Below are 25,727 nucleotides of genomic sequence, written 5' to 3' on the forward strand. Positions count from 1 at the left end.
CAGCTGCCCGAACGCGGCTCGGCAAAAGCGATCAGTCCAGCAGGCCGGTGGCTTGGCCGCCGTCGATGAGCAGGCCAGTGCCGGTGATGAACTTGGCTTGCTCGCTGCACAGGAACGCGACTGCGCTGCCGAAGTCGTCAGACTCGCCGCAGATGCCCATCGGGTTGCTCTGGCCTGCCTGATCTCGGTCCATCATCTTGGAGACACGATCGGTCCAATGCGAGCCGGGCTGAGCCGAGTTCACCGTCACCCCGTCGGCCGCCACTTCCCTGGCCGTGATCTTGAGGAAACTGGTCAACCCGGCTCGTGCGACCGAGCTGGCGAGCAGGAACGGGATGGGCTGCTTGACGCCGACACTGGTGATGGCGCACACCCGACCCCAGCCGCGCTCGCGCATCGGCGGGATGGCAACCCGGCACATTTCGATCATGGCCTTGCAGTTCATGTCGAAGGCCATCTGGTAGGCGTCGATCTCGGTGCTCTCGAACATGCCGGGAGGCGGGCCGCCGGCATTGGTGACCAGGATGTCCACTGAGCCGAGCCCGGCAATGGCCTGCTCGACGAAGCTGCGTCCTTCGGCGGGGTTGCTCAGGTCGGCTGTGATGGCCAGCACCTCGCCCTCGATCTCTGCGGCTGCCGCCGCTAGACGGTCAGGGTCGCGGCCGCAGATGGCCACCCGCACGCCGTCGGCGGCGAGCGCCTTCGCCGAGCCGAGTCCCAACCCGGCCGATCCTGCGGCCACCGCTGCAGTGCGTCCCGCAATTCCCAAGTCCATCGTCGCTTCCCCTGTCTCGACCCGCTGTGGCTATACCAAGCTGGTGTGTAGTCGCCCGGAACCGTAGCCAACCCCCGCACGGCAATGCGTGCCTGCGAGCCCCACCGTAGGACTCGTGCGCCGTAGCATCGAAGCGTGAGCGCGACTGCGGCACCGCCGACGCACGACGAGCTCGTGGCGAAGATGACCGGCGGCATGATGCGCTCGGACCTGCCTCGGTTCGAGGGCTCGGACCGCCTGCGTCCAGATGGACGGCCGCGGCCGGAGTTTCGGGCTGAGCTGCGTCGCATTCCCAATGCGATCAATGCACTGGAGGCGCTGCTCACGATGGCGGCGCCGGCGGCCGTCATCGCCGCGGTGGTTGCTATCGGGCACTGGCTCGCTGTCGTTGCTGCTGTGCCTGTCATCGGCACGCTGCAGCTGCGGATGTTCGTGCTGCACCACGAGGCGGCGCACCGGCTGCTGTTCTCGAACCGCTGGCTGAATGACCGGATCGGGATCAACCTGGTGGGTTGGTTCCCGTTCGGCACCGGCGCTCACCACTACCGCAGGGGCCACGCCAACCACCACCGCGACGAGTTCGGCCCCCGGGAGCCCGACTTCCTGCTGTACTCGTTCTACCCGATCGCCTGGCGGTCGCTCCGTCGAAAGTTCGTGCGGGATGCGGTGGGCGTGTCGGCATGGCGCATCGTCAAGCCCCGGTTCACCGGCTTGGTCAAGCTCAAGTTCCTGCCGCTCAGCCTGCGGTTCTTCGCCGGTCAGGCGATCGTGTTCACAGCGTTCTGGCTCGCAGGGCACCCATGGCTGTACCTGTTCTTGTGGGCGGTTCCCTTCTTCACTTGGTATCAGATCATCAACCGGCTGCGGGCCATCGCCGAGCATGGCGGCATGACCCGTACCCCCGACCGTCGCAATACCACGCATCACATCCGCCAGAGCTGGCTGGCCCGGGTGCTGTTCGTGCCGTACCACGTCGGTTACCACCTGGCACACCATGTTGACTCCGGCGTGCCGGCCCGCAACCTGCGCCGGTTGAACAGTGCACTGATCGAAGACGGTTACCTGCCAGCCGACGCCTCGTGGCCGACCTACCGCTCGCTCTGGCGGGCGCTCGCCGCTGGGTCACCCGAGCCCGCTTCGCAGCAGTCCTAGGGCGCCGGCGGGGACGGGCCGACGGGTCAGGGCCGTCGTCGAATACGTTTCGTGGCCATGTCGCGACTGAAATCCACCCAGCTCGGTTCGAACTGCGGTCTCCAGGTGTCGGAGCTCTGCTTGGGAACCATGAACTTCGGCGTGCCCGGACGGGGCCACCAGGGCGACTGGACCCTGGGCGTCGAGCAGGCCCGCCCCATCTTCGAGGCTGCCATCGAGCGCGGCCTGTACTACTTCGACTGCGCCGATGTCTACGGGGTGGGTGCGTCGGAAGAGGTGGTGGGCCAGATCCTGCGCGAGCTGCTGCCGCGCGAGCAGTACGTGCTCACCACCAAGGTGTCGATTCCGATGGGGCGCAATCCCAACGAGGGCGGCCTGAGCCGCAAGCACATCATGGAGGGGGTTGACAATTCGCTGCGCCGCCTCGGCGTCGACTATGTGGACCAGCTGATCATCCACCGCCACCCCCACGGCATCCCCGGAAGCGCCGACACGCCGATCGCTGAGTCTTTGGAGGCATTACACGATGTGGTCAAGGCGGGCAAGGCGCTGTACCTCGGCGGCTCGTCGATGTTCGCGTGGCAGTTCGCGGAGCTGCAGCTCACCGCCGAGATGCACGGCTGGACCAAGTTCGTGTCGATGCAGAACCACTACAACCTCATCTATCGCGAGGAGGAGCGGGAGATGAACCCGTACTGCGTCAGCACGGGAGTCGCACTGACGCCCTGGTCGCCGCTGGCGCGGGGCATTCTCACCGGGTCCTACCAAGGCAGCCTCGACGCCGGCACAACCGACCGCTCCAAGGGCCAGGACCGTGCTCGCACCGAAAGCCTCTACCTGGGCGAGCGCGACTTCGACATCGCTGCGCGGGTGTCTGAGGTGGCCGAGCGACTCGATGTGCGCCCCGCCCAGATCGCCTTGGCGTGGCTCGCCAACAAGCCCGAGATCACCGCCCCCGTGGTCGGCGTGTCCAAGATCAGCCAGCTCGACCAGCTCGTCGAAGCCACGACCATCGAGCTCAGCGCGGACGACACGGCCTACCTCGAGGAGCTCTACCAGCCCGTCGAGAACCTGCTCTCGCTCGGCACCAGCTGACACCGAAGAACGGTCCGCCGATGCGCGACGGCGGCCGCCAAGCGCAACTGGGCACACCACTAGCGTGCGATTCGCATGCCGGTGCTGCTGGGCGCTGCGGCGTCGGTCTTGATCGGCGTATCCGACTACTTCGGTCGTTACTGCAGCCGACGCGCGCGGGCCATGACCGCAGTCGGCACCGCGTTCATGGGCGGGCTGGTCGTGACGGTGGTGCTGCTGTTGCTGGTGCCGGGCTCGCCCGGCGGCGCGGCCCTCGCGCTCGGGGCCGTATCGGGAGTCTTGATGGCGCTAGCGCTCTCGGCGATGTGGCACAGCATGGCCGTGTCCTCCGCAGCGATCGCCTCGCCGGTGGTCGCCGCCTCCACCGCGCTGGGGCCGCTGGCATACGGGCTCGCGGCTGGCGAGCGGCCCTCGTCGGTGGTGGCCGCAGGCATCGCCGTGACCATTGCCGGGTTGCTGGCCGCGGTCATCGTGCCGGACTTGCGCGGAGACATCGGGCGCGGCATCGCCTTCGCACTGCTGGCGGGAGTCTCGTTCGCGACAGCCACGGTGCTGTTGGGCGAGACCAGTCTCGACAGCGGCATGTGGCCGGCGGTCACCCAGCGGACGGCGGCGCTGGCGTGCATGCTGGCGGTGACCAGGGTCCGGCGGATACCGCAGATACTGCCTCCCTCGCTCCGCCTCGCCGGCTTCGCAGGGGGAGTGGCCGGCGGGGCCGGCATGGGCGCCTTCATCGCCGGGCTGCAACGCGGTCCGCTCAGCGAAGTCGCCGTCGCAGCGTCGCTGTATCCGGTGGTGACGATCGCTCTGGCGGTGCTCTTCGATGACGACACGCTGCGCTGGTGGCAGGGCATCGGCATCGCTGCGGCACTGGCCGGCACGTCGATGATCGCCGTGGGCTGAGCACGACAGGCGGTCGAGTCGTGAACTTGCCCGCATCTGCGAGTTGAACAATCTTCATGACTCTTGCCGAATTCGTGAGAGATACTGGGCTATTGGGGAACAGCCCGACGGCCAGGAGGATTCGGAACACCGCGATGGCGTACTTCGATCTGGGCTCGTATCGCTGGCCGGTCACGACGTCTGACGCCGAAGCCCAGCTCTGGTTCGACCGCGGCATGGCGTGGTGCTACGGCTTCCATCATGAAGAGGCGATCGCCTGCTTCGAGCGCGCACTGTTGCACGACGTCAACTTCGCCATGGCGCACTGGGGCATCGCGTACGCCGTCGGCCCGAACTACAACAAGCCGTGGGAAGATTTCGATGAGGACGATCTGCGCTCTTCGCTCGACCGGGCACGGACCGAGGCAGCGGCGGCCGCGTCTGCCTCAGCCGGCACCGGTGATCTCGAACGCGCGCTGATCGGCGCGCTGGCGTACCGCTACCCGTCGCAGCCCGAAGCGCCCGACGAAGACGACTTCCGGCGATGGAACAACGCCTACGCGGACGCAATGCGCGAGGTCCACCGGTCGCACCGCGGCGACCTGGATGTCTGCACACTGTTCGCCGAGGCGATCATGAACCGCACCCCTTGGGAGCTGTGGGACCTGGTCACCGGAGAGCCGGCGGAGGGCGCGGGCACGCTTGAGGCGGTCGATGTGCTGGAGACTGCCTTCGAGACGCTCGACGCCGAAGGCGCCAACCGTCACCTGGGCTTGCTGCACATGTACATCCATCTCATGGAGATGTCGCCGCATCCCGAGCGGGCGCTGTCTGCCGGCGATCGGCTCGTCGATCTGGCGCCGGACGCCGGGCACCTCGTTCACATGCCGACCCATATCGATGTGCTGTGCGGCCATTACCACAACGTCGTGACGCGCAACTCGGCCGCGATCGTCGCGGATCGGAAGTACCTGGACCTCAAGGGTCCCATGAACTTCTATTCCGCCTACCGCTGCCATGACTACCACTTCAAGGTGTATGGGGCGATGCTGGCCGGCCAGTACACCCCAGCCCTTGAGGCGGCCGAGGAGATGAACCGCACGCTGCCGGAGGAACTGCTGCGAACCGGCTCGCCGCCCATGGCCGACTGGCTGGAAGGGTTCGTGGCGATCAAGCAGCACGTGTTCGTGCGCTTCGGCAAGTGGCACGAGATCCTCGACCAGCACCTGCCCTTCGACCAACAGTTCTATTGCGTCACCACCGCCATGATGCGCTACGCCCGCACGGTTGCCTACGCCTCGCTGAGCCAGGTTGACGATGCGCTGGCCGAACGTGAGGAATTCCTCGCCGCCAAGGCCCAGGTGCTGCCCAGCCGCACGCTGTTCAACAACACCGGTCTGGACATCCTCACCGTGGCAGAGGCCATGCTGAACGGCGAGGTGGAGTACCGGTGCGGCAACTTCGACGTCGCGTTCAATCATCTTCGCCACGCGGTGGAGCTCGACGACAACCTGCCCTACGACGAGCCGTGGGGCTGGATGCAGCCGACACGCCATGCGCTGGCCGCGTTGCTGTCGGAACAAGGCCAGTACGACGAGGCCGAGGCGCTGTACAGAGCCGACTTGGGCTTGGACGATCAGCTGCGCCGGCCCTGCCAGCACCCCGACAACGTCTGGAGCCTGCACGGTCTGCACGAGTGCCTCGTGCGGCGAGGGGAGACGGTGGAGGAACCGCTGATTCGCCAGCGCCTCGATCTCGCCATCGCACGGGCAGACGTGCCCATCACAGCGTCCTGCTTCTGCCGGTTGGAAACGATCTCATAGCGCGGCATGCGAAGCCGTAGCCTTGGCCGCTGTGTTCACGGCGCCCGGTACTACTGCTGATGTCTCGGCGGCGCTGACCGAGCATGGCTACCTGCCCGACGAGGGGCTGTCGACGGTGGTGTACCTGTCGGTCACGATGGGTCGGCCACTCTTCCTGGAGGGCGATGCCGGCGTGGGCAAGACCGAGTTGGCAAAGGTGCTCGCGGCCTGGATCGGCGGGGAGTTCATCCGCCTGCAGTGCTACGAGGGCATCGACGCCGCTCAGGCGCTCTACGAATGGGACTACACGCGCCAGCTCCTCCACCTGCGCACCGCAGAGGCTGCGGGACGCGCTGCGGCCGACGCCGAGGCCATCGAGGACGAGCTGTATTCGGAACGCTTTCTGATCCGCCGGCCGCTGCTGCGGGCTATCGATCACGACGACGTCACGCCCGCAGTGCTGCTGATCGACGAAGTGGATCGGGCCGACGACGAGTTCGAGGCCTTCCTGCTCGAGGTGCTGTCGGACTTCACGGTCACCGTGCCCGAGCTGGGCACCATCACAGCGGCCCGGCCACCGCTTGTGGTGGTCACCTCCAACCGGACCCGCGACGTGCACGATGCGCTCAAGCGCCGCTGCCTGTACCACTGGGTCTCGCACCCGTCGGTCGACCGTGAGGTCGAGATCGTCAAGCTCAAGCTGCCCGACGTGGACGGCGCGCTCGCACGGCAGGTGGCCTCCGCCGTGTCGGTGATGCGCGAGATGCGGCTGTACAAGCCCCCGGGTGTGGCCGAGACCATCGACTGGGCCACGGCCTTGGGGCGTCTCGGTGCCGCCGAATTGGACACTCCCATGCTTGAAGCCACGCTGGGGACGGTGCTGAAGTACCGCGAGGACCAGCAACGGGTCACATCGGTCGGGATGGAGATGATCATGGCCGCCGTCGCCGAGGCCTGAGGGCCGCGTGGCTGAGCCCCGGGCCCGAGCGGCCCGTGAGCCCAATCGCATCAGCACGGGGAACAAGAGCGGGACGCCATGAGTGGCGCCACCGGCACGGATCTCGGTGCCGCCGCGCCGGCACCCGACGGCCACGTCAACGAGCCCGAGCGCCTGGCCTCAGCCTTCTCGTCGATCCTGCGTGGCGCGGGGCTGACCGTCACCATCCGCCGTGTCATGGCATTCACCGAAGCGCTGCGACTGCTGGGAGTTGCCAGCCGTGAAGACGTGTACTGGGCAGGCCGCGCAACGCTCGTGGGTAGTCCGGCTGACATCGGTGTGTACGACCGGGCCTTCGCCGTGTTCTGGGAAGGCCGTGCGCCTAGCGGGATCATCGTGGAGCTGCCGCCGATCTCGGTGACCCTGGCCACCGACACCGACGACGACAGCGCTGCATCGCCGCCAAGCGACGGCGATGAGCCCGATGCCGGCCCGACACTGCGGGTCCGCTACAGCGATGTCGAGACGCTGCGCCACAAAGACTTCGCCGATTGCAGCGATGGCGAGCTGTCCGAGCTGCATGCCCTGATGGGCGAGCTGCGCTTCCAGGCAGTCACCCGTCGCTCGCGGCGGGCCGTTCGGGCCAAGCGCATCTCCCGGCGGCCGGACCTGCGTCGCACCATCCGCCGTGCGCTGAGGACGGGCGGCGAGGCCATCCGGCGCGAGTTCCTGGTCGGCGACCGCAAGCCGCGCCGTTTGGTGCTGCTGCTCGACGTGTCGGGCTCCATGGAGCCCTACGCCCGGGCGCTGGTGCGGTTCGCCCACGCCGCGGTGATCGGCCGGACCCGGGTGGAGGCGTTCACGATCGGCACCCGGCTCACCCGGGTCACCCGCGAGCTGTCATCCCGTGACCCCGACGCCGGCTTGGCGGCCGCTGCCGACTCGGTGCAGGACTGGTCGGGCGGCACTCGGCTGGGCGCGACGCTGCATGAATTCAACGATCGCTGGGGAGTGCGGGGCCATGCGCGCGGGGCCATCGTGGTGATCTGCTCGGACGGCTGGGACCGCGGTGCACCTGACGAGCTGGCCGAGCAGATGGCCCGCCTGCACCTGGTGACCCACCGGCTGGTCTGGGTCAACCCGCTGAAGCACACCCCTGGCTACGCGCCGTTGGCTCGTGGCATGGCTGCGGCGTTGCCGCACGTCGACGAGTTCATCGAAGGCCATTCCTTCGATTCGCTCGAACACCTGGCTGCTGCCATCGCGGCCTGAGACCGGCCGAACCGCACGATCACCCGACGCACGACCCTCCGATGCCGCAACAATGTCAATAGGGAGACTGGGGACATGGACGAGATCTTGGATGACATCGACCGGTGGCGGGCTGCAGGCCAGCGAGTGGCCGTGGCCCGGGTGGTGGACATCGAAGGCTCGGGGCCACGCGACCCAGGCGCTGCGATGGCCGTGAACCAAGAGGGGGAAGTCGCCGGCTCGGTCTCGGGCGGCTGCGTCGAGGGCGCTGTGGTCGGCGAGGCACTCGAACTGCTGGGCGGACGGCGGGGTCCAGGGATCACCACCTTCGGCTACAGCGACGACGAGGCATTCGCCGTCGGGCTGACCTGCGGCGGCACGATCCACCTGTTCGTGGAGGAACTCGACTGGTGAGTGAGGCTGCGGGCATCTACGAGGCATTCCGGGACGCCATCCGCGCCGAAGAGCCCGTCGCGCTCGCCACGATCATCGACGGCCCAGACGCCGGCGAGAAACTGCTCGTCCAGCCTGGCGAGGCGGCACTCGGCACCCTCGGCGACCCCGATCTCGACAGGGTGGTGGAGCGCGACGCCTTGGGGATGCTGGACGCTGGCATCAGCGAGGTGCGCCACTACGGCCAGCACGGCGAAGCTCGCCAGATGGACCTCAGCGTGTTCGTCGAGTGCCACGCCCGGCGCCCGCACATGGTCATCTTCGGCGCCGTCGACTTCACCCGGGCGCTCGCCTCCCAGGCCAAGCTGCTCGGCTACCGCGTCACGGTGTGCGACGCAAGAGAGGTCTTCGCGACGAAGCGCCGCTTCCCGATGGCCGACGAGGTCGTCGTCGACTGGCCCAATCGCCTGCTCGACCGCATCGGCGACGAGCTGGGTCCCCGCGATGCGGTGTGCGTGCTCACTCACGACCACAAGTTCGACGTGCCCGCCATCGTCGGCGCCTTGCCCACTCGGGTCGGCTACCTCGGGGCGATGGGTTCGCGCACAACCCACGAGAAGCGAACCGAGCGCCTCCGCGAGGCTGGCGTCGCCGACGAAGATCTAGAACGGGTCATGGCCCCGATCGGCCTCGACATCGGCGGCCGCACGCCCGAAGAAACGGCCGTGTCGATCGTGGCCGAGATCATCGCCTCGCACACCGGCCGCCAAGCCCCCCGTCTCAAGGACGGCGAAGGCCGCATCCACTGAATCCGGCAGCGGTCGCCCGGTAGCGTCGGCGCGATGGACTTCACCCAAAACGAGGACCACGAGGCGATCCGCGAGGGCGTGCGGCGCGTCTGTGCAGACTTCCCCGACGAGTACTGGCGCGAGCGCGACGAGCAGCACGAGTTCCCCTGGGACTTCTACAACGCAATGGCGGAAGGCGGCTGGGTCGGCATCGCCATTCCGGAGGAGTACGGCGGCGGAGGTCAAGGCATCACCGAGGCGTCGATCGTGCTGGAGGAGGTAGCTGCCAGCGGTGCGGCCATGAACGGCTGCTCGGCCCTGCACCTGTCGATCTTCGGCATGGAACCGGTGCGCAAGTACGGCTCGGAAGCGCTGGCCTCCGAGATCCTGCCGGGCGTTGCCGACGGCTCCATCCACGCCGCCTTCGGCGTCACCGAACCCGACGCCGGCACCGACACCACCTCGATCCGCACCCGAGCCGAGCGCGACGGCGACGAGTACGTGATCACCGGAGCCAAGGTGTGGACCACCAAGGCCCCGTACTGCGACGTGTGCCTGTTGCTGGTGCGCACGACGCCCAAGGAGCTGTGCGACGGCCCGACCCAGGGCATGACCCTGCTGCTGGTCGACCTGCAGGACCCGGCGGTCGACATCACCCCGATCCCCAAGGTGGGCCGCAACGCCGTGGTGTCGTGCGAGGTCCGCTACGACGGGCTGCGCGTGCCGGTCGACCGTCGCGTCGGTGAGGAGGGCGAGGGTTTCCGCTACATCCTCGACGGCCTCAACCCCGAGCGGATCCTGATCTCTGCTGAGGCACTGGGCATCGGCCGAGTCGCGCTGCGTCGTGCCGCCGAGTACGCGAAGAGCCGGGTGATCTTCGGCCGCCCGATCGGCCAGAACCAGGGCATCGCCTTCCCGCTGGCCGACAGCCATGCCCGCCTGCACGCGGCCGAATTGGTGGTGCGCGACGCATCATGGCGCTACGACAACGATCTGCCCTGCGGCGAGCAAGCCAATCTGGCCAAGTATCTGGCGTCGGAGGCAGCATTCGAGTGTGCCGACCGGGCCATGCAGACCCACGGCGGCTTCGGCTACGCCAAGGAATACGACGTGGAGCGTTACTGGCGCGAGGCCCGGCTGATGAAGATTGCGCCGGTCAGCCAGGAGATGGTCATGAACTTCGTGTCGTCCAAGGTGCTCGGCCTGCCTCGCTCGTACTAGCCAGGCTCAGGGTCGTCTGCCAGTGTCCACGGCGGGAGTGCTGCTGGCAGCGGGGGCTGGCACCCGGTTCGCAGGCCCGCAGCACAAGCTGCTGGCGGAACTCGACGGCGAGAGCGTGGTGAGTCGTGCCTTGGGGTCGCTGCTCGGGGCGTCGCTCGATGCCGTCGCGGTGGTCACGGGAGCGGTGGATGTCTCCGGGGTGCTTGCAGCGATCGGCGGCGACATTGCCGTGATCGACAATGATCGCTGGGAATCGGGCATTGCGTCATCGGTTCGCTGCGCCGCGTCGTGGGCGGCCCGGCAGGGCCACGACGCGATCGTGGTGGGCCTCGCCGACCAGCCTTTCGTGACGGCGGCGGCGTGGCAGGCCGTCGCCGACTGCGCGGCGCCCATCGCCGTTGGCACCTACGGCGGCCGGCGGCGCAACCCGGTCCGGCTGGCACGCGAGGTCTGGCCGCTGTTGCCGTACGGCGGCGACGACGGCGGCCGGACGGTGATGCGGCGATTTCCGGAAATCGTGGTGCCGATAGCCTGCGAAGGGCTACCCGACGACATCGACACCGTGGAGGATCTGCGCAGATGGAGCTGAAGAGCGAATTCCGTGTCGGCATACCCCTCGAGCAGGCGTGGAGCACGCTGACCGATGTCGAGTTCATCGCGCCGTGCATGCCGGGCGCGCAGCTCACCGAGGTCGACGGCGATGAATTCAAGGGTGGCGTGAAGATCAAGGTGGGCCCGATCACGGCGCAATACAAGGGCTCAGCGAAGTTCGTCGAGCTCGACGAAGCCAACCGCCGGATCGTGCTCGAGGCGTCCGGCCGTGACTCTCGCGGCGCGGGCAACGCAGCCGCAGAGGTGACCGCCGAGATGACGCCCGACGGCGATGGCACGGTCGTGTCGATCGCCACCGACCTGAAGGTCACCGGCAAGGTGGCGCAGTTCGGACGTGGCGTGATGGCCGATGTCACCGAGAAGCTCATCGGTCAGTTCGTGGATTCGCTCGAACAGAAGCTGTCCGAGCTCGGCGACCAGGATGATGCTGGCGCCGCTGCGGACGATGCTCCGGCGGATGACGCCGAGGCGTCCGACGAGACAGGCGAGGCGCCAGCTTCGTCGGGCCCACGCCAGATCGAGATGGCCGAGCCTGAACCGGTCGACCTGCTCGAGACAGCGGGCCGGCCCATGCTCAAGCGCATCTTGGCACCGCTCGCGGTGGTGGTGTTCTTCCTGTTCAACCGTCGCCGCAGGCGCAAGCGCCGCCAAGGCTGAGGGCTTGCCTGCCGGCTCAGCCTCGTAGGGCGTTGCTCGTTCGTTGCGCCCCGGGCGCACCCCTGACGCCCGCTCACATTGACGAGGTGGCCGCCCTGCTCGGCCGCCCGCCCCAGTGCGCTTTCGATGTGGCCGTCGCGCATGACGACGGGCGGCCGGCGGTGATCGCCAATGCTCCGCTGCTCGATGACGGGCGCCCGATGCCCACCCGCTACTGGCTGGTCGACGTCGACCTGCGGCGGCGGGTGTCCCAGCTCGAGGGCGATGGCGGCGTCCGGGCGGCTGAGGCGGCTGTCGCTCCCGAGGCACTCGCCGCGGCGCATGATCGCTACGCCTCAGAACGAGACGCGCTGGTGCCCCAGGATCACAGCGGACCGCGCCCGACGGGCGGCATCGGGGGGACGGCGCGAGGCGTGAAGTGCCTGCACGCCCACCTGGCCTACAGACTGGCGGGCGGCGATGATCCCGTCGGCGATTGGGTGCTGGCACGGCTCGGCGACATTGGCGTGTCATCGGCCGCCGAAGGCGCTGCGACCGTATCTGCACCCACTCAATCGGTATCCGTGGCGGGCTCTGATGGCCGTTGAGCCGTCGCCAGCTCCGGTTGCGGTCGTGGACTGCGGGACGAACTCCACGCGCCTGCTCATCGACGACGGCACGGGGCTGGGGCAGCGGCTGCTGCGCATCACCGGGCTCGGGCGGGGTGTCGATGCCGGAGGTCGGCTCCGCGACGACGCCATCGGCCGCGTCGTCGACGTGCTGCGGGAATACCGCCAGATCATCGAAGACCGCCAGGCGACCGCGGTGCGGGCCGTCGCGACCAGTGCTGCGCGCGATGCCGCGAACGGAGCTGAGTTCCTGCAGCGGGCGAGCGAAGCGCTCGGCACCGACGTCGAGCGGCTGGATGGCGACGCCGAGGCCGCGTACGGATTTGCCGGGGCTACCACCGGCCTCGCCGGCCGCGGCACGTCATCCGATCCCGACGCGCCCACAGACTCAGCTCTCGCGGAGAGAAGCGCTGCACTGGTGCTCGACATCGGCGGCGGCTCTACGGAGTTCGCCTACGGCATGCCGTCGACAGACGCCCGTCCGGATGCCGCGACCTCCGTGGACATGGGCTCAGTGCGGTGGACGGAGAGGTTTCTGGCGTCGGATCCTCCCCGGCCTGAGGAGTTGAGTTCGGCGATCTCGGTGGCGCGTCTGCACCTGGACGACATCGAACGTGATCATCCGGTGATCGCGCAGGGTGCCGCGGCGGCACGGCTCGTGGGTATCGCCGGGACAGTCACAACGGTGGCCGCGGTCGAGATCGGCCTCGATCCCTACGATCCTGAAGTCATCGACGGGTTCGTGCTGAGTCGGGCCGCGGCAGAGGATGTCTTCCGCACGCTGGCCACCGAGCGGCTGGCTGACCGCGTCCACAATCCGGGACTGCACATCGATCGGGCGCCTGTGATCGTGGGCGGCTGCTGCATCCTCGTTGCGGTCATGCGTCATTGGGACATCGACGAGTGCATCGTGCGCGAGCGCGATCTCCTCGACGGCATAGCGGCTGAGCTCCGCGAAGCGCAGGCCAGTCCAGCGGCTGAGCTCCGCGAAGCAGGCACCGATGCCGCTCGGTGAGCGCCGGCGGCGCGCCAGTACTGTGCGCAGGGTGAGTCGACTGCGCACTGAGCGGCTTGAGCTTCGCCCGCTCGTGCCGTCAGACTTCGCCCAGTGGAACGAAGTCCGCGAACGGTGCCGCGACTGGCTGGCAAAGTGGGAGCCTCGCCCGCCCGCCAGCGCGCCCGATCCGTCGCGCGACCCCCAAGCGTTCGCCAATCGCTGCCGCGTCCGTGAACGTGAGCGCTCGCTGGGCACGGCGTTCGACTTCGGCCTCTGGCACGACGGCTGGTTCTGCGGCGAGATCAATGTCTCACATGTGGCGCGTGGGGCATTCCAGAGCGCCCATGTGGGCTACTGGATCGACGAACGGCGGGCCGGCAAGGGACTGGTCGCCGAAGGACTGCTGGCGGTGTTCGGGTTCGCCTTCGATCAGGTCGGCTTGCACCGCGTGCAGGTGTCGATCATGCCGCGCAACGCTGCCAGCCTGCGGGTGGTGGAGAAGCTGGGATTGCGCTCGGAGGGAATCGCGCAGGGATACATCCAGATCGCCGGCGTGTGGGAAGACCACGAGCGCTTTGGCCTGACGCTGGAGGAATGGCGGACCCGCCGAGAAGAGATGGCGGCGCGACTACGGGCTGCGCGGCTGGGTCGTGCTTCGATGCCAACGGACGGGTAGGCGGTAACCGCGATACAGCCTGTCGGCAGCGGCCCGAGCAGTCCGGCTCAGTCGTCGGGGTCTGACAGCCAGACCTGACCCGGCTCGCAATCGGCCGAGATCGGGCACCAACGGCACGGCGGGCCGGGCACGCGCCGCGGCTCACGTCTGTCCGTGCGCAAGGTGATGAGTCGGCCGATGCCGTCCACGGTGCGACGCAGCGCGCTGTCGAGCACCCCGGCAGTCACTGCCTCGTGCTCGATGCGGCCCTCGGCGACGTAGAACGAGCCGATGCCCAGCGGCGGAACACCCACGGAGAGCGTCTCGACGAGGGCGTAGAACCGCAGGTCTTCCGGGTCGGTCGGTGTGCGTGATCCGGTCTTGAGGTCGATGATGACCTTGCCGGCGCGCTGGAGATGGTCGGGTCCACCCAGCGGCGCGGGCGATCCGAGCGTGAGGTCGTACTTGCCGCTGAGCACGAAGGCACCGCCGCACAGCCGTGCGCGGGCACGGACTTCGGCGGCGGGCCGCCAGGCACGCTGCATCGGCGGGAAGGTCTCGCCGAAGCGGGTGAGCAGCGCAACGCAGTTGGCTGTCAGATCGGCGCGCTCGCCGTCCGATGCCTCGGCCAGGAAGCTGCCGAGGTTGTCGTCGTCGGCGACGAGACGCTCGAGCGCAGCATCGACCGCTTCTTCAGGTTCGAAGCGCCGATGGGTGGACAGTTCGACGGCCTTGTGCAGCACCGTGCCGCGCGCAGTCGGCACTGTCCATTCGAAGGGAGCATCGCTGTCGGCGAGGTGGCGGGCTTCGCAGCCGAAGACCCCGGCCAGATCACGCTTGGACACCCACAGCCCTCGGCTGTCGATGTCGCCCGCTGCGCCGATCAGCCCGGCGAGCGCTGCTTCAGCCTCGGCACGCAGGTCGGCGGCGAAGCTCGTGGGGTAGGTGGGGCGCCGCTCGGCGGGCACGCGAATGACATCGAGCGTCGCTTGTTGTGCAGGCAGCAACCCCGGAGCTGTCTCGGTCATGCCTGCTCATTGTTGCCCGAACTGCCAGCCATTCGTGTCACGTCCTTCGATCCAACCGGCACCGGGAGTTCAATCGCTCTCGTACAGGCGGGCGAGGTCGACGAGCTCGACATCGGGACGCGCAGCGGCGGCAGCGGTGAGTCTGGGCGTGAATCCTCGGGCAGCGAACAGCAATCGCTTGGCTGTCGGTGCCAGGGTGACGCCGGAGCGACCGTCCAGCAGACCGCCGATGCGGTCGAGGCGTTCTAGAGCATCGACGTCGAGCTGATGAACCTTCGCCTCGCCGATGAGCTGGATGATCCGCAGAGTGCCCTCCGCCGGGCCGCGCCTCAGCGCCACCACGTCCAGCTCGAACGACTGACGTGCACGGCGGTCGTTCGCTTGCAACGAGGCCGACGGGCCTGCAGGGCCGCCGAGGGCTGCCTCGGAGGCGTAGCGGTCGGTCCACAGACGGCACATCGACTCGAAGTGCGGACCGGCGATCCCTGAGCGGTACGTGGCTTCTGACTCGGTCCATACCTCGAGTGCCTGACGGTCTTCGAGTCGGCCGCGGTGACGCCGGTTGATCAGGTGGTGGAATCGCACGATCGGATCGGCCACCCGATAGAGCGGTCGCCGGTCGGCCAGGAGATCCTCGTGGCGCACGACGAAACCGGCCGTGGTCATGACCCCCAGGTGATGGCTGATGTCGTTCGAGGTGCGAGCGAGCGCCTCGGCAATCTTGGTCGGCGTGCCGCGTCCATTGGCTACGGCCTGCAGCACGGAGTAGTAGACGGCTTCATCGGTGATGCGGGGGTCCTCTCGCAACAGGTATTCGTCTTCTCGGAAGAGGACATGAGACGGGTTCAGCACCGTCGCCGCCAGCCACGCAGGCAGGTCGTGACGGGTGGCTGGGATGCCGGCATCGGCAGTGAGGTCCTTGTAGCCGGCAGCCCCGCCCACCACTGTGTCGACCGCGAATGCCGTATTCAGATCGTCTATGCCCCAATAGCCGCGGGCTTGCCGGTAGTCGAACGCAGCCAGCGGCATGTCCAGCGTTGCTCGGCCTCGCAGGGGCGAGGTACCGCTGAGGATTCGTGCCATCACCGACACAGCCGAGCCGCACAGCACAACGCTTACCGGTGCCGTCCACCGCTCCGCCAGGCGCCCGGCTGAGGCTTCGTCCATCAGCGCCTGAATCGCCGAGTCCAGATCAGGACTGTTCTGGCAGAGATAGGGATACTCGTCGATCACCAGCACTTGCGGCTGCGTCCCGCGTCTTCCCAGCACGCCGACCGCCTGTTCCATGGCATCGATCCAGTCCCGGAACGGCTGCGGCGGCGCCCACTGAAGCTGCTGACTGAGGCTGCTGGCGAAGCGGTCCAATGCGGGTCTGCGCTCCTCTCGCAGCGCCAGGTGATACACGCCGTCCATGGTCTCGGCAAGGCGGCGCAGCAAGAAGCTCTTGCCGAAGCGGCGCCGGCCGTACACGATGCCCAGCCGCAGTCCCGGAAGCGCCGGAGAAGCAAAGCGTGACAGGTCGTCCCACTCAGCCTCTCGGTCGAAGAGTGTGCTCGGCTTGACCGGCGTGTTCATCCGCGCTCCACTTGCCAGTTAAGTCCAGTTATCACAAATACAATTATCATAAATGAACTTACTACAGTCGTCTACGAGGAGATCAGCTGCGAGGTCTTCGGCGAGGGGCTCTGGCAGGCGGGGTCAGCGGCACCGGTATGGTGATGAGATGGTGTTGACGCGGCTCACCGTCGATGGACGGGTGACACTGCCGAAGGAACTTCGGCTTGCCGCGGGCCTGCACGACGGCACCGAGCTTGAGGCTGAAGTCGTCAACGATGGCATTCTGCTTCGACCCTGCGCAAAGCGTGATCCCGATCAAGCTTGGTACTGGACACCGGAGTGGCAAGAAGGCGAGAAACAGATCGAAGTTGATCGAGCGGCCGGCCGGCTGGGCCCGGTGTTCGACTCTGCCGATGAGTTTCTCGACGCGCTGCGGGCTCAGGCCGACCGGCCCAGCGAACCATCAGTCATCGAAGACTGAGCCGACCGCGACCTGATTGGTGCCGACGCTGTAGCGCCATGCCGACGTTCGAGTGGGAAGTCGTGTTCGGGCGGGAATTCGCCAGACTGGACCGCGGCAACCAGGCCGCCTTCCTCGCCGCAGTTGCACAGTTCGTGGAGGACTTGGCCGCCGGCAGCTCTCCGCGGCCCGGCTTACGGGTCAAGGGCGTCAAGGGAAGTTCGGGCGTGTTCGAGATGAGCTGGGCCGAGGATGGTCGGGCAACGTTCGCCTACGGCGAGGAGCGGGCCCAAGGGCAACCGCACATCATCTGGCGGCGAGTGGGAACCCATGCAATCTTCCGTCGCCCGTAGCCGCTGTTCACCTCGGCCACAGTCCCTGCTCCGGGATTCTCCACACCGAGTCTGCCGCAGATTCCCGGTAGGCGTCGTAAGGCCGCGTCATGCGGTGACCTCGGCGAGCAGTTGGCCGATCTCGGCTTCGAGGACTCGGACTTCGCTTGCGATGCAGTCGGGGTATGTCTGCCTCATGTCGGGAAGACGCGACGCAGCCAGGTCAGGAACGACTGAGCGGCCCCCTGTTGGAGGTCGAAGGCGCCCGCCCGGATGGAGGTGCCCAACCGGCCGCCTTCGGTGCGTACGGCCAGCCAAGCGTGGATTCTGGACTTCGCCGGCTTGCTCAAGGCCTCGATGGACTCGACTTGCTGAACATAATCCTGAGCCAACGGCCACACCGGATCACCTGCGGGAATGATCCGGGCAAGGAAGTCCTCCAGTTCGCCCGAATTCGTGTTGTCAGGCATCAGCCAGACGCCCACACGCGGCACACCGGCAAGCCTCGACTGCACGACGGTGCCCTGGCCGTCGGGCCCCGAGGGAAGTTCGATCTGGGCTCGGCCGAAGGCATCCCTGATGCTCTGCCAGCGTGAGGCGATGTCTGCATTCGCGTCGACAACCACCCCCAGAGCCGAGCGGCCGACGACCTTCGCGTGAGCTTCGATTTCCGCACTGAGGTTGGCGATGCCGCCGATCTGCGCGACATCGAATTCCAGCTCGCTCAGTGACTGCTCGCACACGTGCCTGATGACGTGCTCATCGTCAACGCCTTCCACCACAAGCATGCGCGCCCCAGCGGAGCGAGACGGAATCACTGCGTGGGCTACCTGATCTCGATGCCGCGTTCCGCAGCCACGCTGAGCGTCTCCTCGCCATAATCGACCGCTCGCAGTGCATTGCCGTGGCGTTCGAGACGTACCGCTACGCCCTCGGCCTGCTCGTCTTCGCCTGCGGCCATGGCGAATCCCTCGACACAGTCCCAACTGTGGGTGGTCGCAAGCACCTGAACGTTGTGGTCCCGAGCGGCCCGGAACACCAGACGCCAGTAGTCAGCCTGCAGCGAGTGGTGGATGCCGTTCTCGGCCTCGTCGATGAGCAGGAAACCGTCGGCGGCGCTGGAGAACGCCGTTGCCAAGCCGAACAGTCGAGTTGCGCCATCTCCGAGACTGCGAAGCGGGACTCGTTCGCTGTTGGCGAGACCCACCACGATTCGACGGTCGCGGTACTCCTTCGGTCCTGCGACCGCGGCGACACGATCGATATCGCTCGCGCATGCAAGCTGGAGCGCGCCGAGCACCAGCTTCTCGCCCGGCCTCGCTGCGAGTTCATCCCAGTAGGCCGCCACCTGCCGATTGCTCGGCAGTCCTGGGCCCAACGCGACGTATGCAGCGCTGTCGGGCCATTCGGCATCACGGGTGGGGTGCCTCATCCAGCGCCCGTACAGCGATCTGGGGTCATAGGCGCTGTCGTTCACGTCGAGTACAGGCCAGTACTCGCGATGCGCTCCGAAGGCGACCTCGAGAACGTGACTGTCGAACTGCCCGCCGCGGCGCATGAACAACTCGAGCTGTTCCTCGACCATTGCCGATGGAGGGACGATCGTGGCACAAAGCTGCGATCCGTCGTCGAGCGGCCCAATCACGAACTGGCTGTTCACATCCAAACGGCGACCGCTGAACAGTGCGTCGAATGCGGGACGTTCGTCCCAGCCGTCGTCGTCGTCAGGACGAGCTTCGACTTCCTCATGGCGGATCAGGACCTCGCGTAGCGCCGGGAGCCGACCCCGCTCCGCATAGAGGCGAACCGCGTCGAGAACCGTCGTCTTGCCCACGCCGTTGCGACCAGCGAGCAAGGTGACCTGGCCGAGGCGCTTGATGTCCAAGCTCGGCACGCCGCGGAAGCCTCGGATCGAGAGCGAGGGCAGATGCACGCCATGGGTCCTCGTGTTGTCGGCCATCCCGCACCCGCCGAAATAACTGCGAGGCTGAGCGTACCGCGTCGGTCACCTAGCCCGATTGGACGAAGCGCCCAGCATCGGCTTGGCTCGGAGAATCAGGCGGTGACCTCTGCGAGCAGTTGCCCGATCTCGGCTTCGAGCGTCCGCAGATCGGCTTCGATGGCTTCGAGGGGCCGGGGCGGTTCGTAGACGTAGAAGTGGCGGTTGAGGGGGATCTCGTAGCCGGTCTTGGTCTTGGCTTCGTCTACCCAGGCGTCGGGGACGTGGGGGCGGACTTCGCGTGCCATGTAGTCCTCGATGCCCTCGCCGAGCGGCACGGTCTCGGTGTCGCGCAGTGCGGTGTCGGGCTCGGGGGTGCCGTTGCGGTCCTCGCAGACGTCGGCCTGGGGGTCCCGTTCGCCCAGCGCTGCGAGGATGGCGTTGCGTTCGGGTGCGGACAGCTTGGCGCCGTGGGCTTCGGCGGCGGCTCGCAGCCGTGCGGTGAACTCGTCGCGGTTGCTGACGGTCTCCCCGCCGATCGTGTCGGCGAGGGTTTCGAGGGTGTCGCGTATGGCTTGCTGGCGCGCTTTCCCGTCGGCGACTTCGGCTTCGTGGGCCGGTCCTGGGGATTTCCTGCTGGTGGCGAGCTTGGCGAACGCGGTCTGGTCGTCGATGCGGGCGATGCGTTCGGGAGTGGCGGCGAAGCTGAGCCGCGGGGGACGTTCGACGGTGATCTTGCGGTAGCCGAAATCGTCGTTGTCGAAGACCTTGCTGACCACGCGGTCCCGAGTGCGCGGCTCATGCGTGATGGGGTCCTCGTCGGTGATGGGGCGTGTCTCGCCGTGGGTGAAGCTGCCGTGGATGCGGGTGAGGTCGGCGATCTGGTCGGGCGAGATTTCGTTGCGCTTGTTGCCGAGGCTGCGGCGCATCTTGACGCAGAACTCGCGGGCGTCGATCAACTGCACCTTGCCGCGGCGGTGCGGTTCCTTGCGGTTCGTGAGTATCCAGATGTAGGTGGAGATGCCGGTGTTGTAGAAGAGCTGGTCGGGCAGGGCGATGACCGCCTCAAGCCAGTCGTTGGTGATGATCCATTTGCGGATGTCGCTCTCGCCGCTGCCTGTGTCGCCGGTGAACAGCGGCGACCCGTTGAACACGATGGCGATGCGGCTGCCGCCGGTGCCGTCGGCGGCGAGGGGCTGCATCTTCGAGAGCATGTGCTGGAGGAACAGCAGCGAGCCGTCGTTGATGCGCGGCAGGCCCGCCCCGAAGCGGCCTTGGTAGCCGAGGGTGTCGCGTTCGCGCTTGACGGCGTGCTGCTGCTGTTTCCACTCGACCCCGAACGGCGGGTTGGCCAGCATGTAGTCGAACGTCCACGGCGTGTCGTCAGTGCGGCTTTGGAACCCGTCGTCGGTGAACGAGTCGCCCAGCACGATGTTCTCGGCATTGTCGCCCTTGATGAGCATGTCCGAGCGGCACACCGCCCACGACTCGTTGTTGATGTCCTGGCCGAACAGGTGCGGGCGAGCCTCGGCGTTGTGGCTGCGCAGGAAGTCCTCCGCGACGCTGAGCATGCCGCCGGTGCCGCAGGCGGGGTCATAGATGGTCTTGACGATGTGCGCCTTGCCCAGGTCAGGCTCCGGCGACAGCAGCAGGCTCACCATCAGCCGGATCACCTCACGGGGCGTGAAGTGCTCACCGGCCTCCTCGTTGGACTGCTCGGCGCCGATGCGGATCAGTTCCTCGAACACATAGCCCATCTGCATGTTGTCGACATGCTGCGGCGACAGGTCGAGGCTTGCGAACCGCTGGATCACCTGGAACAGGCGCTGGCGCTCATCGAGGCGGGCGATCTGGGACCCGAAGTCGAACCGCTCCATCACGTCGCGCACGTTCGACGAGTACGCGGCGATGTACGCGTCGAGATTCGCCGCAATCTGGTCGGGATCGTCGAGCAAGCGAGCAAAGTCGAACGGAGAGGTGTTGTAGAACGGCCGCTGCGCCGCCGCTGCCAGCAACTGACGGCGCACGCTCTCGGACTGGCTGGCATGCACCCTGTCGGCCGCGAGCACGTCGTCTTTGGTGCCCGCCAGCACACAGTCGAACCGGCGCAGCACCGTCAGCGGCAGGATCACCTTGCGGTACTCGCTGCGCTTGTACGGACCCCGCAGCAGATTGCAGATGTCCCAGATGAAGTTCGCCAGCTCACTGTGCGTCTGTGCGTTCAACGAATCCTCCAGCCGTGCGACCGCGGCCCGCAAGCCGTTGCGGGACCGTGGGCGACTGTAGCGACGGCGATTTCGCGGCGTCGCCCAAAGCCCACGTGCCGATCGGCGGACTGTGCCGCAGTGGCGATCGCCTCCGCCGACATGTCCGCGAGCTCATCGGCCCGCTCGACGCCGAGCTGGCATCCGCCTCCCAGTGCCGCGATGCTCGCCGACCGGTCGGGCAGGCTCGGCCGGCCACCCAGCCGCCGATCGGCATCGTCGCAGAGAGGTGCCGACTGCCGAACTGGTATCGTCGCCGCTTGCTCTCCACCGACGGTTCGGAGGAAGGGTGAACGTCAGCGATTACCCCACTCTGAAACCGCGGCAGGTCTTGGCAATGCTGAAGCGCGTCGGGTACCAGCAAGTGCGCCAGAAGGGGTCGCATCGACGGTTGGAGGCCGACGACCGGCCACCGATCACGCTCGCGTACCATGACGGAAGCGACGTGCCGCGCATAGCGTTGCGCAAGCTGCTCGAGAAGCAGATCGGGTTGAGCGAGGCCGAGATCCGTGATCTGCTTGAGGGCCGACGAATGCGCTCAGGCAAGGAGTGACATGCACGTAGTACGCATCCATCCGAACGGAGATGACGGCGTCCTGTTCTGGGCTGAGGACGATCGCGGGTTCAACGGCGGCGCGGACACGCTCGGCGAGCTCTTGGCGATCATCTCCGAGTACGCGGACGATGACCTCGACATTGGCGAGTGGCGCGCGGAATTGATGGCTGTGCCGCAATCATCCGGGGACGCGAAACTGTTCGAGATACGCCTGTCCACACCGTCTCAGACTCCTTCCAGCGGCTCGGAATTCTTCGCCACTAGCACCACTCGGATGCTTGAGGCGGTCTAGTGCAGACTAGAGCGGCGCTCCTTTGCGACTTCGCGCAAGTACGCGAGGGCGTGCTCATGGTCTCGTCGGGTGGCATCACCCGCCTGTGGCGGTCCCAGTACCCGGCGCCCATGGGCATGATGCTCGCGTTGATGTTTGAAGTCGCACCCGATCAGATTGTCACTGCTCGGGAGATTCGCATTCACGTCGAGACAGAAGACGGCGCGAAACTGGCTGAATCAATTGGCATGCTCCAAGGGGTGCCGCCCACCAATCTCGACCCGGGCGAGAAACTGATGATGCCGATTGTGCTGGACCTGCGTGAGGTATCGCTTCCTCGGGCTGGTCGATACCAAGTGGTGATGGATCTCGAGCGAGCAGGCGGAGTAATCGACACTCTGTCGTTCCGCGCGGGCTTTGCTAGCGAGGTGCATGGGCCCATCGGTCCGTAGGCCAGAAGACCCCCGACACGACCGCGAGCTTCAACGGGCGCCCAACCGATCCGCCAGCTCCGCCAGCACCTCGCGCAGCGACACTGAATCGACCGACCGGCTCGCGTGTTCTCTTTGTGAGCTTTGCCGTGTTTGCAACTTTTGCCAGCTTTGCGAAATTTGCCGAAGCAGCCCGACGCTTGGCCGTCAGCGACGCTCGCACTGCTGTCCGAGGATGCAGAGCCACAGTCCGACCCAAGTGGACCCTTCGATGTCACACCCCCTGAGGATGATGGTCACATGCCAGCAACACCTCGTACCCAGCCTTCCGCCGCGCTGCGACTGGTTGACTCATCGGCCGCACGCATCCGGCCGCACCGCCCCGCCGGCGCATCTTCTCGGTCAACGGGAGGTGGCACCGGCACCGGACCCGATGCGTCGGGCCGCTTCGTGCTGACCGTGCGAGCGCTCGCGATGGCCGCTCGTTCGCTGGGCCTGAGCGCGCCGAGCTTTCAGAGCCCGCCCCGCTCCGACGAGCTCGACCGATCCATTCAGCGCATGCCGTCCGGTGACTGTGTGGTGGCCGTGCGCGTACGCGGGCGCCCGTTCAGTGCCGTGGTGGCCGATGCCATCGAGGGCATCGTGGTCTGCAACAAACTGGGTGCTGATGCTGCCGGGGCGGTGCGCGACGAACTGTGGCGGGAAGCTGCGGCCCTCAGCAGTGGCGGAGAGGTACGCGGTCAACCCGTGGCGTCGTTTCCGCTGGACGAAGCCGCCTGAGCCCACGGGAGTCGCCGTTCACGAACGGAGCGAGCATGATGGGCCCCGCTCACTCACGCTGGCTGGCCCGGGTGGCGGAACTGGCAGACGCAGAGGGCTTAAACCCCTCGGCTCCTCCGGGAGCGTGCGGGTTCGAATCCCGCCCCGGGCACTTGCGGCAGAGCGCTGTGCCGCGAAATCGCTTGGTGTCGGCAATCGGCGTCAGCCACGCATGGGGCGGGACGAGCGCGCGATGTCTTCTGGATTAGATTCGAGGACACAACGGACGCGCACATGCAATGGCGATTTGGATGTCCGATGAGATCAGTAGGAGTTCGGGAATTCCGGGACCGCGCCACTCAGTTGATCGCGTCCGGCGATACGCTTGTCGTCGAGAAGCACGGCCAGCCTGTCGGGTTCTTTGTTCCGATTGTCGCCAAGGATCGCCGTGCTGGCGTTGCTGCCCTCGACCGCTTGGGCGAGACCGTGAGAGGCGTTCTCGCAAAGACCGGACTGACCGAGGACGAACTCGTTGCCGAGTTCACTGGTACAGATCTCGCCGCTTAGCCGTAGCTTCACGGCTCGGTAGAGGGAGATGACAAACTCCCTGGCATGAACGAGGCATCGCCCCCGGATGAAGCCGTAGCAGTGCGTGGGCACGTATACGTCGCCATGAACCCCGCGATGCCGGGCCTCGTGAAGATCGGCGTTACCGAGCGAGACGATCCTCAGGAACGCATCCAACAGCTGTTTGCCACCAACGTGCCCCTGCCGTTCGATCTCGAATACGCCGCCGCCGCAGATTTGCCGCCGAGGCAAGTGGAGCGCGCTCTGCACACGGCGTTCGCACCCCAGCGCGTCCATGCCGACCGCGAGTTCTACAGGATCGACCCCGAGCAGGCAATCGCCGAAGGCAGAGTTGATTCATTGGCCAAGATCACTGCCGACCTGTTCGGGTACGAATACATGTCGGCGCTTCACCACCGGCGACTGGAGGATGGTCGGCTGCTGAAGGACGTCTACGAGGAAGCTCACGCTGCGGACTGAGCCTCACGGCAGTCGCCCGAGCGGGAAGCGTCGAGCCAGCTCACGACGCTTGCACCGATATCCGATAGCGATGAATCTCAGATGGAATTGTCGGCGGCGGCGCGCAGCGAGGCGGCGGTCTCGGTGCCGGGCCCCAGGCGGCGGGCGGCGGCATCGCAGCACCGCTCGGTCAGCACCCGGTTGAGCGGCGTACCGATGCCGTAGCGCTCGCCGAGTTCGCAGATCTTTCCGTTGAAATGCTCGACCTCGACCGTGGGGCGTCGGAAGTGCAGGTCCTGCCAAGTCGAGGGGTAGCTGTAGAGCGAGGGGTCGGCGACCTCGCGGGGCTCGCGCAGGCCCGGTCGGCGCATCCGGGCAATCCACGAACGAAGGTCGCTGCCGTCGTCCATGATCGCGGTGATGCCTGCAGCCTCGAGCACATCGGCGGCTTCCTGCTGGATGTCGGCCATGAAGAATCGGTTCTCCTCGGTGCAGAACCACTCTTGGACCGGCAGGTCGACGAGCGCCGAGAAAGCATTCGTCAGGTTCATGACGAGCTTGCCCCATTTGAGATCGGTGACCCGCTCAGCGAGCGACGCACGCATGTCGGCGGCGACGAGATCATCGACCACGCGTGCGCACAGGTCGTCGGTTCCCGTCGGCCAGCAGCCGATGTCGGCCCGGCGTGCGCCGGTATGGGTGACCACCCCAGGCTCGTCGATGCGAGCGCCGATGCGGACCATGACGCCGTAAGCGCGGAACCCCTGGCCCATCAGCCATTCCTCGTTGGACACGCTGTTCTGGAAGCAGAACAGCGGCACGCCGTCGTAGAGCTCCCGATGTTGTTCGATCGCCCCGAAGGTGTGCTGGGTCTTCATGGCCAGCAGCACCACGGTGTTGTCATCGAGATCGAGTTCGTGCGCAGTGCGCACGGCCGGCAGCGGCAAATGGCCCTCGGTGCGGCCCCCGATGCGCAGGCCGTCACGCTGCAGCGCGGCCAAGTGGTCCCCACGTGCGACGAGCGCAACCTCGCGCCCCGCCGTTGCCAGTCGGGCCCCGAGGACGCAGCCGATGGCGCCGGCACCGTGAATGATGTAGCTCAGTGATGCGTCGTTCGGGGGGATGACGCCAGATGCGGATGCTGAGTCGTCTCGTAGTCGCATCTGTAGTTTCCCGCTCTTGTTCGCTGCGCTCACGGGCCGCTCGGGCCGCGGCTTCGCCTGTCGGCTCAGCCTCTGAGCCGCGGCGCTACATCGTGCCAGATCGGGCCGTCGCGGAC

At 67.0% G+C, this 25,727-nt stretch carries 29 protein-coding genes and 1 tRNA gene; 22 read left to right on the plus strand and 8 right to left on the minus strand.

The genetic code is table 11. The features are described 5' to 3' along the window. Positions 1–31: 31 nt before the first annotated feature. Positions 32–775, minus strand: coding sequence for an SDR family oxidoreductase (locus tag VI480_RS01940; protein WP_323671125.1), 744 nt, complete (start codon positions 773–775; stop codon positions 32–34). A gap of 135 nt (positions 776–910) precedes the next feature. Between VI480_RS01940 and VI480_RS01945 the strand changes: the two genes are divergently transcribed. The 14 genes from VI480_RS01945 to VI480_RS02010 all read left to right on the plus strand — a co-directional run bounded on the left by VI480_RS01945 (position 911) and on the right by VI480_RS02010 (position 13,846). After that, on the plus strand, positions 911–1,927 hold the full coding sequence (locus VI480_RS01945; protein ID WP_323671126.1) for a fatty acid desaturase: 1,017 nt from the start codon (positions 911–913) through the stop codon (positions 1,925–1,927). A 57-nt stretch (positions 1,928–1,984) separates the two neighbouring features. Continuing rightward, the gene (locus VI480_RS01950) at positions 1,985–3,022 is read left to right on the plus strand and encodes an aldo/keto reductase (protein WP_323671127.1); all 1,038 of its coding nucleotides are present in this window, start codon (positions 1,985–1,987) and stop codon (positions 3,020–3,022) included. A 75-nt stretch (positions 3,023–3,097) separates the two neighbouring features. After that, positions 3,098–3,925 carry an EamA family transporter gene (locus tag VI480_RS01955; RefSeq protein ID WP_323671128.1) on the plus strand — a complete coding sequence of 276 codons (828 nt, stop codon included), beginning with the start codon at positions 3,098–3,100 and terminating at the stop codon, positions 3,923–3,925. Between the two features lie 134 nt (positions 3,926–4,059). Continuing rightward, positions 4,060–5,727 carry a tetratricopeptide repeat protein gene (locus VI480_RS01960; RefSeq protein WP_323671129.1) on the plus strand — a complete coding sequence of 556 codons (1,668 nt, stop codon included), beginning with the start codon at positions 4,060–4,062 and terminating at the stop codon, positions 5,725–5,727. A 31-nt stretch (positions 5,728–5,758) separates the two neighbouring features. After that, a complete protein-coding gene (locus VI480_RS01965) occupies positions 5,759–6,664 on the plus strand; it encodes a MoxR family ATPase (protein ID WP_323671130.1) in 906 nt (301 codons plus the stop codon). 78 nt (positions 6,665–6,742) lie between these two features. Beyond that, positions 6,743–7,915 (plus strand): vWA domain-containing protein, encoded by a 1,173-nt coding sequence (locus VI480_RS01970; RefSeq protein ID WP_323671131.1) that lies wholly within the window; start codon positions 6,743–6,745, stop codon positions 7,913–7,915. A 75-nt stretch (positions 7,916–7,990) separates the two neighbouring features. Next, positions 7,991–8,308: an XdhC family protein gene (locus VI480_RS01975; protein ID WP_323671132.1), complete on the plus strand. Its 318-nt coding sequence runs from the start codon at positions 7,991–7,993 to the stop codon at positions 8,306–8,308. Further along, a complete protein-coding gene (locus VI480_RS01980; RefSeq protein ID WP_323671133.1) occupies positions 8,305–9,096 on the plus strand; it encodes an XdhC/CoxI family protein in 792 nt (263 codons plus the stop codon). The genes VI480_RS01975 and VI480_RS01980 overlap by 4 nt, the downstream gene beginning before the upstream one ends. 33 nt (positions 9,097–9,129) lie before the next feature. Continuing rightward, positions 9,130–10,296 carry an acyl-CoA dehydrogenase family protein gene (locus tag VI480_RS01985; RefSeq protein ID WP_323671134.1) on the plus strand — a complete coding sequence of 389 codons (1,167 nt, stop codon included), beginning with the start codon at positions 9,130–9,132 and terminating at the stop codon, positions 10,294–10,296. A gap of 22 nt (positions 10,297–10,318) precedes the next feature. Next, positions 10,319–10,885, plus strand: coding sequence for a nucleotidyltransferase family protein (locus tag VI480_RS01990; protein ID WP_323671135.1), 567 nt, complete (start codon positions 10,319–10,321; stop codon positions 10,883–10,885). Next, complete coding sequence (locus tag VI480_RS01995) at positions 10,876–11,565, plus strand: SRPBCC family protein (protein ID WP_323671136.1); 690 nt, start codon at positions 10,876–10,878, stop codon at positions 11,563–11,565. Before VI480_RS01990 ends, VI480_RS01995 begins: the two co-directional genes overlap by 10 nt. Before the next feature lie 86 nt (positions 11,566–11,651). Further along, the gene (locus VI480_RS02000) at positions 11,652–12,152 is read left to right on the plus strand and encodes a DUF501 domain-containing protein (RefSeq protein ID WP_323671137.1); all 501 of its coding nucleotides are present in this window, start codon (positions 11,652–11,654) and stop codon (positions 12,150–12,152) included. Continuing rightward, complete coding sequence (locus tag VI480_RS02005) at positions 12,142–13,188, plus strand: Ppx/GppA phosphatase family protein (RefSeq protein ID WP_323671138.1); 1,047 nt, start codon at positions 12,142–12,144, stop codon at positions 13,186–13,188. The genes VI480_RS02000 and VI480_RS02005 overlap by 11 nt, the downstream gene beginning before the upstream one ends. A 31-nt stretch (positions 13,189–13,219) precedes the next feature. Beyond that, positions 13,220–13,846, plus strand: a complete 627-nt coding sequence (locus tag VI480_RS02010) for a GNAT family protein (protein ID WP_323671139.1) — start codon at positions 13,220–13,222, stop codon at positions 13,844–13,846. Positions 13,847–13,893: 47 nt separating this feature from the next. Here VI480_RS02010 and VI480_RS02015 read toward each other — a convergent pair whose 3' ends face one another. Beyond that, the gene (locus VI480_RS02015) at positions 13,894–14,853 is read right to left on the minus strand and encodes a PD-(D/E)XK nuclease family protein (RefSeq protein WP_323671140.1); all 960 of its coding nucleotides are present in this window, start codon (positions 14,851–14,853) and stop codon (positions 13,894–13,896) included. A gap of 69 nt (positions 14,854–14,922) precedes the next feature. Continuing rightward, positions 14,923–16,428, minus strand: coding sequence for an AAA family ATPase (locus VI480_RS02020; protein ID WP_323671141.1), 1,506 nt, complete (start codon positions 16,426–16,428; stop codon positions 14,923–14,925). A gap of 148 nt (positions 16,429–16,576) precedes the next feature. Between VI480_RS02020 and VI480_RS02025 the strand changes: the two genes are divergently transcribed. Both VI480_RS02025 and VI480_RS02030 read left to right on the plus strand, forming a co-directional pair. After that, a complete protein-coding gene (locus VI480_RS02025; RefSeq protein ID WP_323671142.1) occupies positions 16,577–16,891 on the plus strand; it encodes an AbrB/MazE/SpoVT family DNA-binding domain-containing protein in 315 nt (104 codons plus the stop codon). 38 nt (positions 16,892–16,929) lie between these two features. Further along, entirely contained in the window at positions 16,930–17,223 is a 294-nt protein-coding gene (locus VI480_RS02030; RefSeq protein WP_323671143.1) for a hypothetical protein, read from the plus strand. A 173-nt stretch (positions 17,224–17,396) separates the two neighbouring features. Here VI480_RS02030 and VI480_RS02035 read toward each other — a convergent pair whose 3' ends face one another. From VI480_RS02035 to VI480_RS02045, 3 genes are all read right to left on the minus strand, one after another. Beyond that, positions 17,397–17,981 (minus strand): DUF3226 domain-containing protein, encoded by a 585-nt coding sequence (locus VI480_RS02035; RefSeq protein ID WP_323671144.1) that lies wholly within the window; start codon positions 17,979–17,981, stop codon positions 17,397–17,399. A 47-nt stretch (positions 17,982–18,028) separates the two neighbouring features. Further along, positions 18,029–19,162, minus strand: coding sequence for an AAA family ATPase (locus tag VI480_RS02040; protein WP_323671145.1), 1,134 nt, complete (start codon positions 19,160–19,162; stop codon positions 18,029–18,031). A gap of 95 nt (positions 19,163–19,257) precedes the next feature. Next, on the minus strand, positions 19,258–21,366 hold the full coding sequence (locus VI480_RS02045) for a class I SAM-dependent DNA methyltransferase (protein WP_323671146.1): 2,109 nt from the start codon (positions 21,364–21,366) through the stop codon (positions 19,258–19,260). Positions 21,367–21,694: 328 nt separating this feature from the next. Here VI480_RS02045 and VI480_RS02050 point away from each other — a divergent pair, with 328 nt between their 5' ends. The 5 genes from VI480_RS02050 to VI480_RS02070 all read left to right on the plus strand — a co-directional run bounded on the left by VI480_RS02050 (position 21,695) and on the right by VI480_RS02070 (position 23,594). Continuing rightward, complete coding sequence (locus tag VI480_RS02050) at positions 21,695–21,958, plus strand: type II toxin-antitoxin system HicA family toxin (protein WP_323671147.1); 264 nt, start codon at positions 21,695–21,697, stop codon at positions 21,956–21,958. 1 nt (position 21,959) lies between these two features. After that, positions 21,960–22,253 carry a hypothetical protein gene (locus tag VI480_RS02055; RefSeq protein WP_323671148.1) on the plus strand — a complete coding sequence of 98 codons (294 nt, stop codon included), beginning with the start codon at positions 21,960–21,962 and terminating at the stop codon, positions 22,251–22,253. Then, positions 22,253–22,684 carry a DUF6941 family protein gene (locus VI480_RS02060; RefSeq protein WP_416246622.1) on the plus strand — a complete coding sequence of 144 codons (432 nt, stop codon included), beginning with the start codon at positions 22,253–22,255 and terminating at the stop codon, positions 22,682–22,684. Before VI480_RS02055 ends, VI480_RS02060 begins: the two co-directional genes overlap by 1 nt. A gap of 279 nt (positions 22,685–22,963) precedes the next feature. Next, on the plus strand, positions 22,964–23,443 hold the full coding sequence (locus VI480_RS02065) for a hypothetical protein (protein WP_323671150.1): 480 nt from the start codon (positions 22,964–22,966) through the stop codon (positions 23,441–23,443). Positions 23,444–23,508: 65 nt separating this feature from the next. Then, positions 23,509–23,594 (plus strand) — tRNA-Leu (locus tag VI480_RS02070). 152 nt (positions 23,595–23,746) lie between these two features. On the opposite strand, the gene VI480_RS02075 is transcribed toward VI480_RS02070, so the two are convergent. Beyond that, positions 23,747–24,001, minus strand: coding sequence for a hypothetical protein (locus VI480_RS02075; protein WP_323671151.1), 255 nt, complete (start codon positions 23,999–24,001; stop codon positions 23,747–23,749). A gap of 33 nt (positions 24,002–24,034) precedes the next feature. Between VI480_RS02075 and VI480_RS02080 the strand changes: the two genes are divergently transcribed. Continuing rightward, on the plus strand, positions 24,035–24,469 hold the full coding sequence (locus VI480_RS02080; protein WP_323671152.1) for a GIY-YIG nuclease family protein: 435 nt from the start codon (positions 24,035–24,037) through the stop codon (positions 24,467–24,469). A gap of 77 nt (positions 24,470–24,546) precedes the next feature. On the opposite strand, the gene VI480_RS02085 is transcribed toward VI480_RS02080, so the two are convergent. Further along, on the minus strand, positions 24,547–25,611 hold the full coding sequence (locus VI480_RS02085; protein WP_323671153.1) for a 2-dehydropantoate 2-reductase: 1,065 nt from the start codon (positions 25,609–25,611) through the stop codon (positions 24,547–24,549). Positions 25,612–25,727: the final 116 nt, after the last annotated feature.

The organism is Candidatus Poriferisodalis multihospitum, from assembly GCF_028283155.1.
Lineage (GTDB): Bacteria > Actinomycetota > Acidimicrobiia > Acidimicrobiales > Poriferisodalaceae > Poriferisodalis > Poriferisodalis multihospitum.

Bases quoted from the DNA above. Each gene is read 5' to 3' on its own strand.
- VI480_RS02020 (WP_323671141.1), bottom strand. From the start codon at position 16,428: ATGAACACGCCGGTCAAGCCGAGCACACTCTTCGACCGAGAGGCTGAG.
- VI480_RS01975 (WP_323671132.1), top strand. From the start codon at position 7,991: ATGGACGAGATCTTGGATGACATCGACCGGTGGCGGGCTGCAGGCCAG.
- VI480_RS01970 (WP_323671131.1), top strand. From the start codon at position 6,743: ATGAGTGGCGCCACCGGCACGGATCTCGGTGCCGCCGCGCCGGCACCC.
- VI480_RS02030 (WP_323671143.1), top strand. From the start codon at position 16,930: ATGCCGACGTTCGAGTGGGAAGTCGTGTTCGGGCGGGAATTCGCCAGA.
- VI480_RS02065 (WP_323671150.1), top strand. From the start codon at position 22,964: ATGCCAGCAACACCTCGTACCCAGCCTTCCGCCGCGCTGCGACTGGTT.
- VI480_RS02080 (WP_323671152.1), top strand. From the start codon at position 24,035: ATGAACGAGGCATCGCCCCCGGATGAAGCCGTAGCAGTGCGTGGGCAC.
- VI480_RS02025 (WP_323671142.1), top strand. From the start codon at position 16,577: ATGGTGTTGACGCGGCTCACCGTCGATGGACGGGTGACACTGCCGAAG.
- VI480_RS01955 (WP_323671128.1), top strand. From the start codon at position 3,098: ATGCCGGTGCTGCTGGGCGCTGCGGCGTCGGTCTTGATCGGCGTATCC.
- VI480_RS01940 (WP_323671125.1), bottom strand. From the start codon at position 775: ATGGACTTGGGAATTGCGGGACGCACTGCAGCGGTGGCCGCAGGATCG.
- VI480_RS02040 (WP_323671145.1), bottom strand. From the start codon at position 19,162: ATGGCCGACAACACGAGGACCCATGGCGTGCATCTGCCCTCGCTCTCG.
- VI480_RS01960 (WP_323671129.1), top strand. From the start codon at position 4,060: ATGGCGTACTTCGATCTGGGCTCGTATCGCTGGCCGGTCACGACGTCT.
- VI480_RS02055 (WP_323671148.1), top strand. From the start codon at position 21,960: ATGCACGTAGTACGCATCCATCCGAACGGAGATGACGGCGTCCTGTTC.
- VI480_RS02015 (WP_323671140.1), bottom strand. From the start codon at position 14,853: ATGACCGAGACAGCTCCGGGGTTGCTGCCTGCACAACAAGCGACGCTC.
- VI480_RS01950 (WP_323671127.1), top strand. From the start codon at position 1,985: ATGTCGCGACTGAAATCCACCCAGCTCGGTTCGAACTGCGGTCTCCAG.
- VI480_RS02005 (WP_323671138.1), top strand. From the start codon at position 12,142: ATGGCCGTTGAGCCGTCGCCAGCTCCGGTTGCGGTCGTGGACTGCGGG.
- VI480_RS01985 (WP_323671134.1), top strand. From the start codon at position 9,130: ATGGACTTCACCCAAAACGAGGACCACGAGGCGATCCGCGAGGGCGTG.
- VI480_RS01995 (WP_323671136.1), top strand. From the start codon at position 10,876: ATGGAGCTGAAGAGCGAATTCCGTGTCGGCATACCCCTCGAGCAGGCG.
- VI480_RS02085 (WP_323671153.1), bottom strand. From the start codon at position 25,611: ATGCGACTACGAGACGACTCAGCATCCGCATCTGGCGTCATCCCCCCG.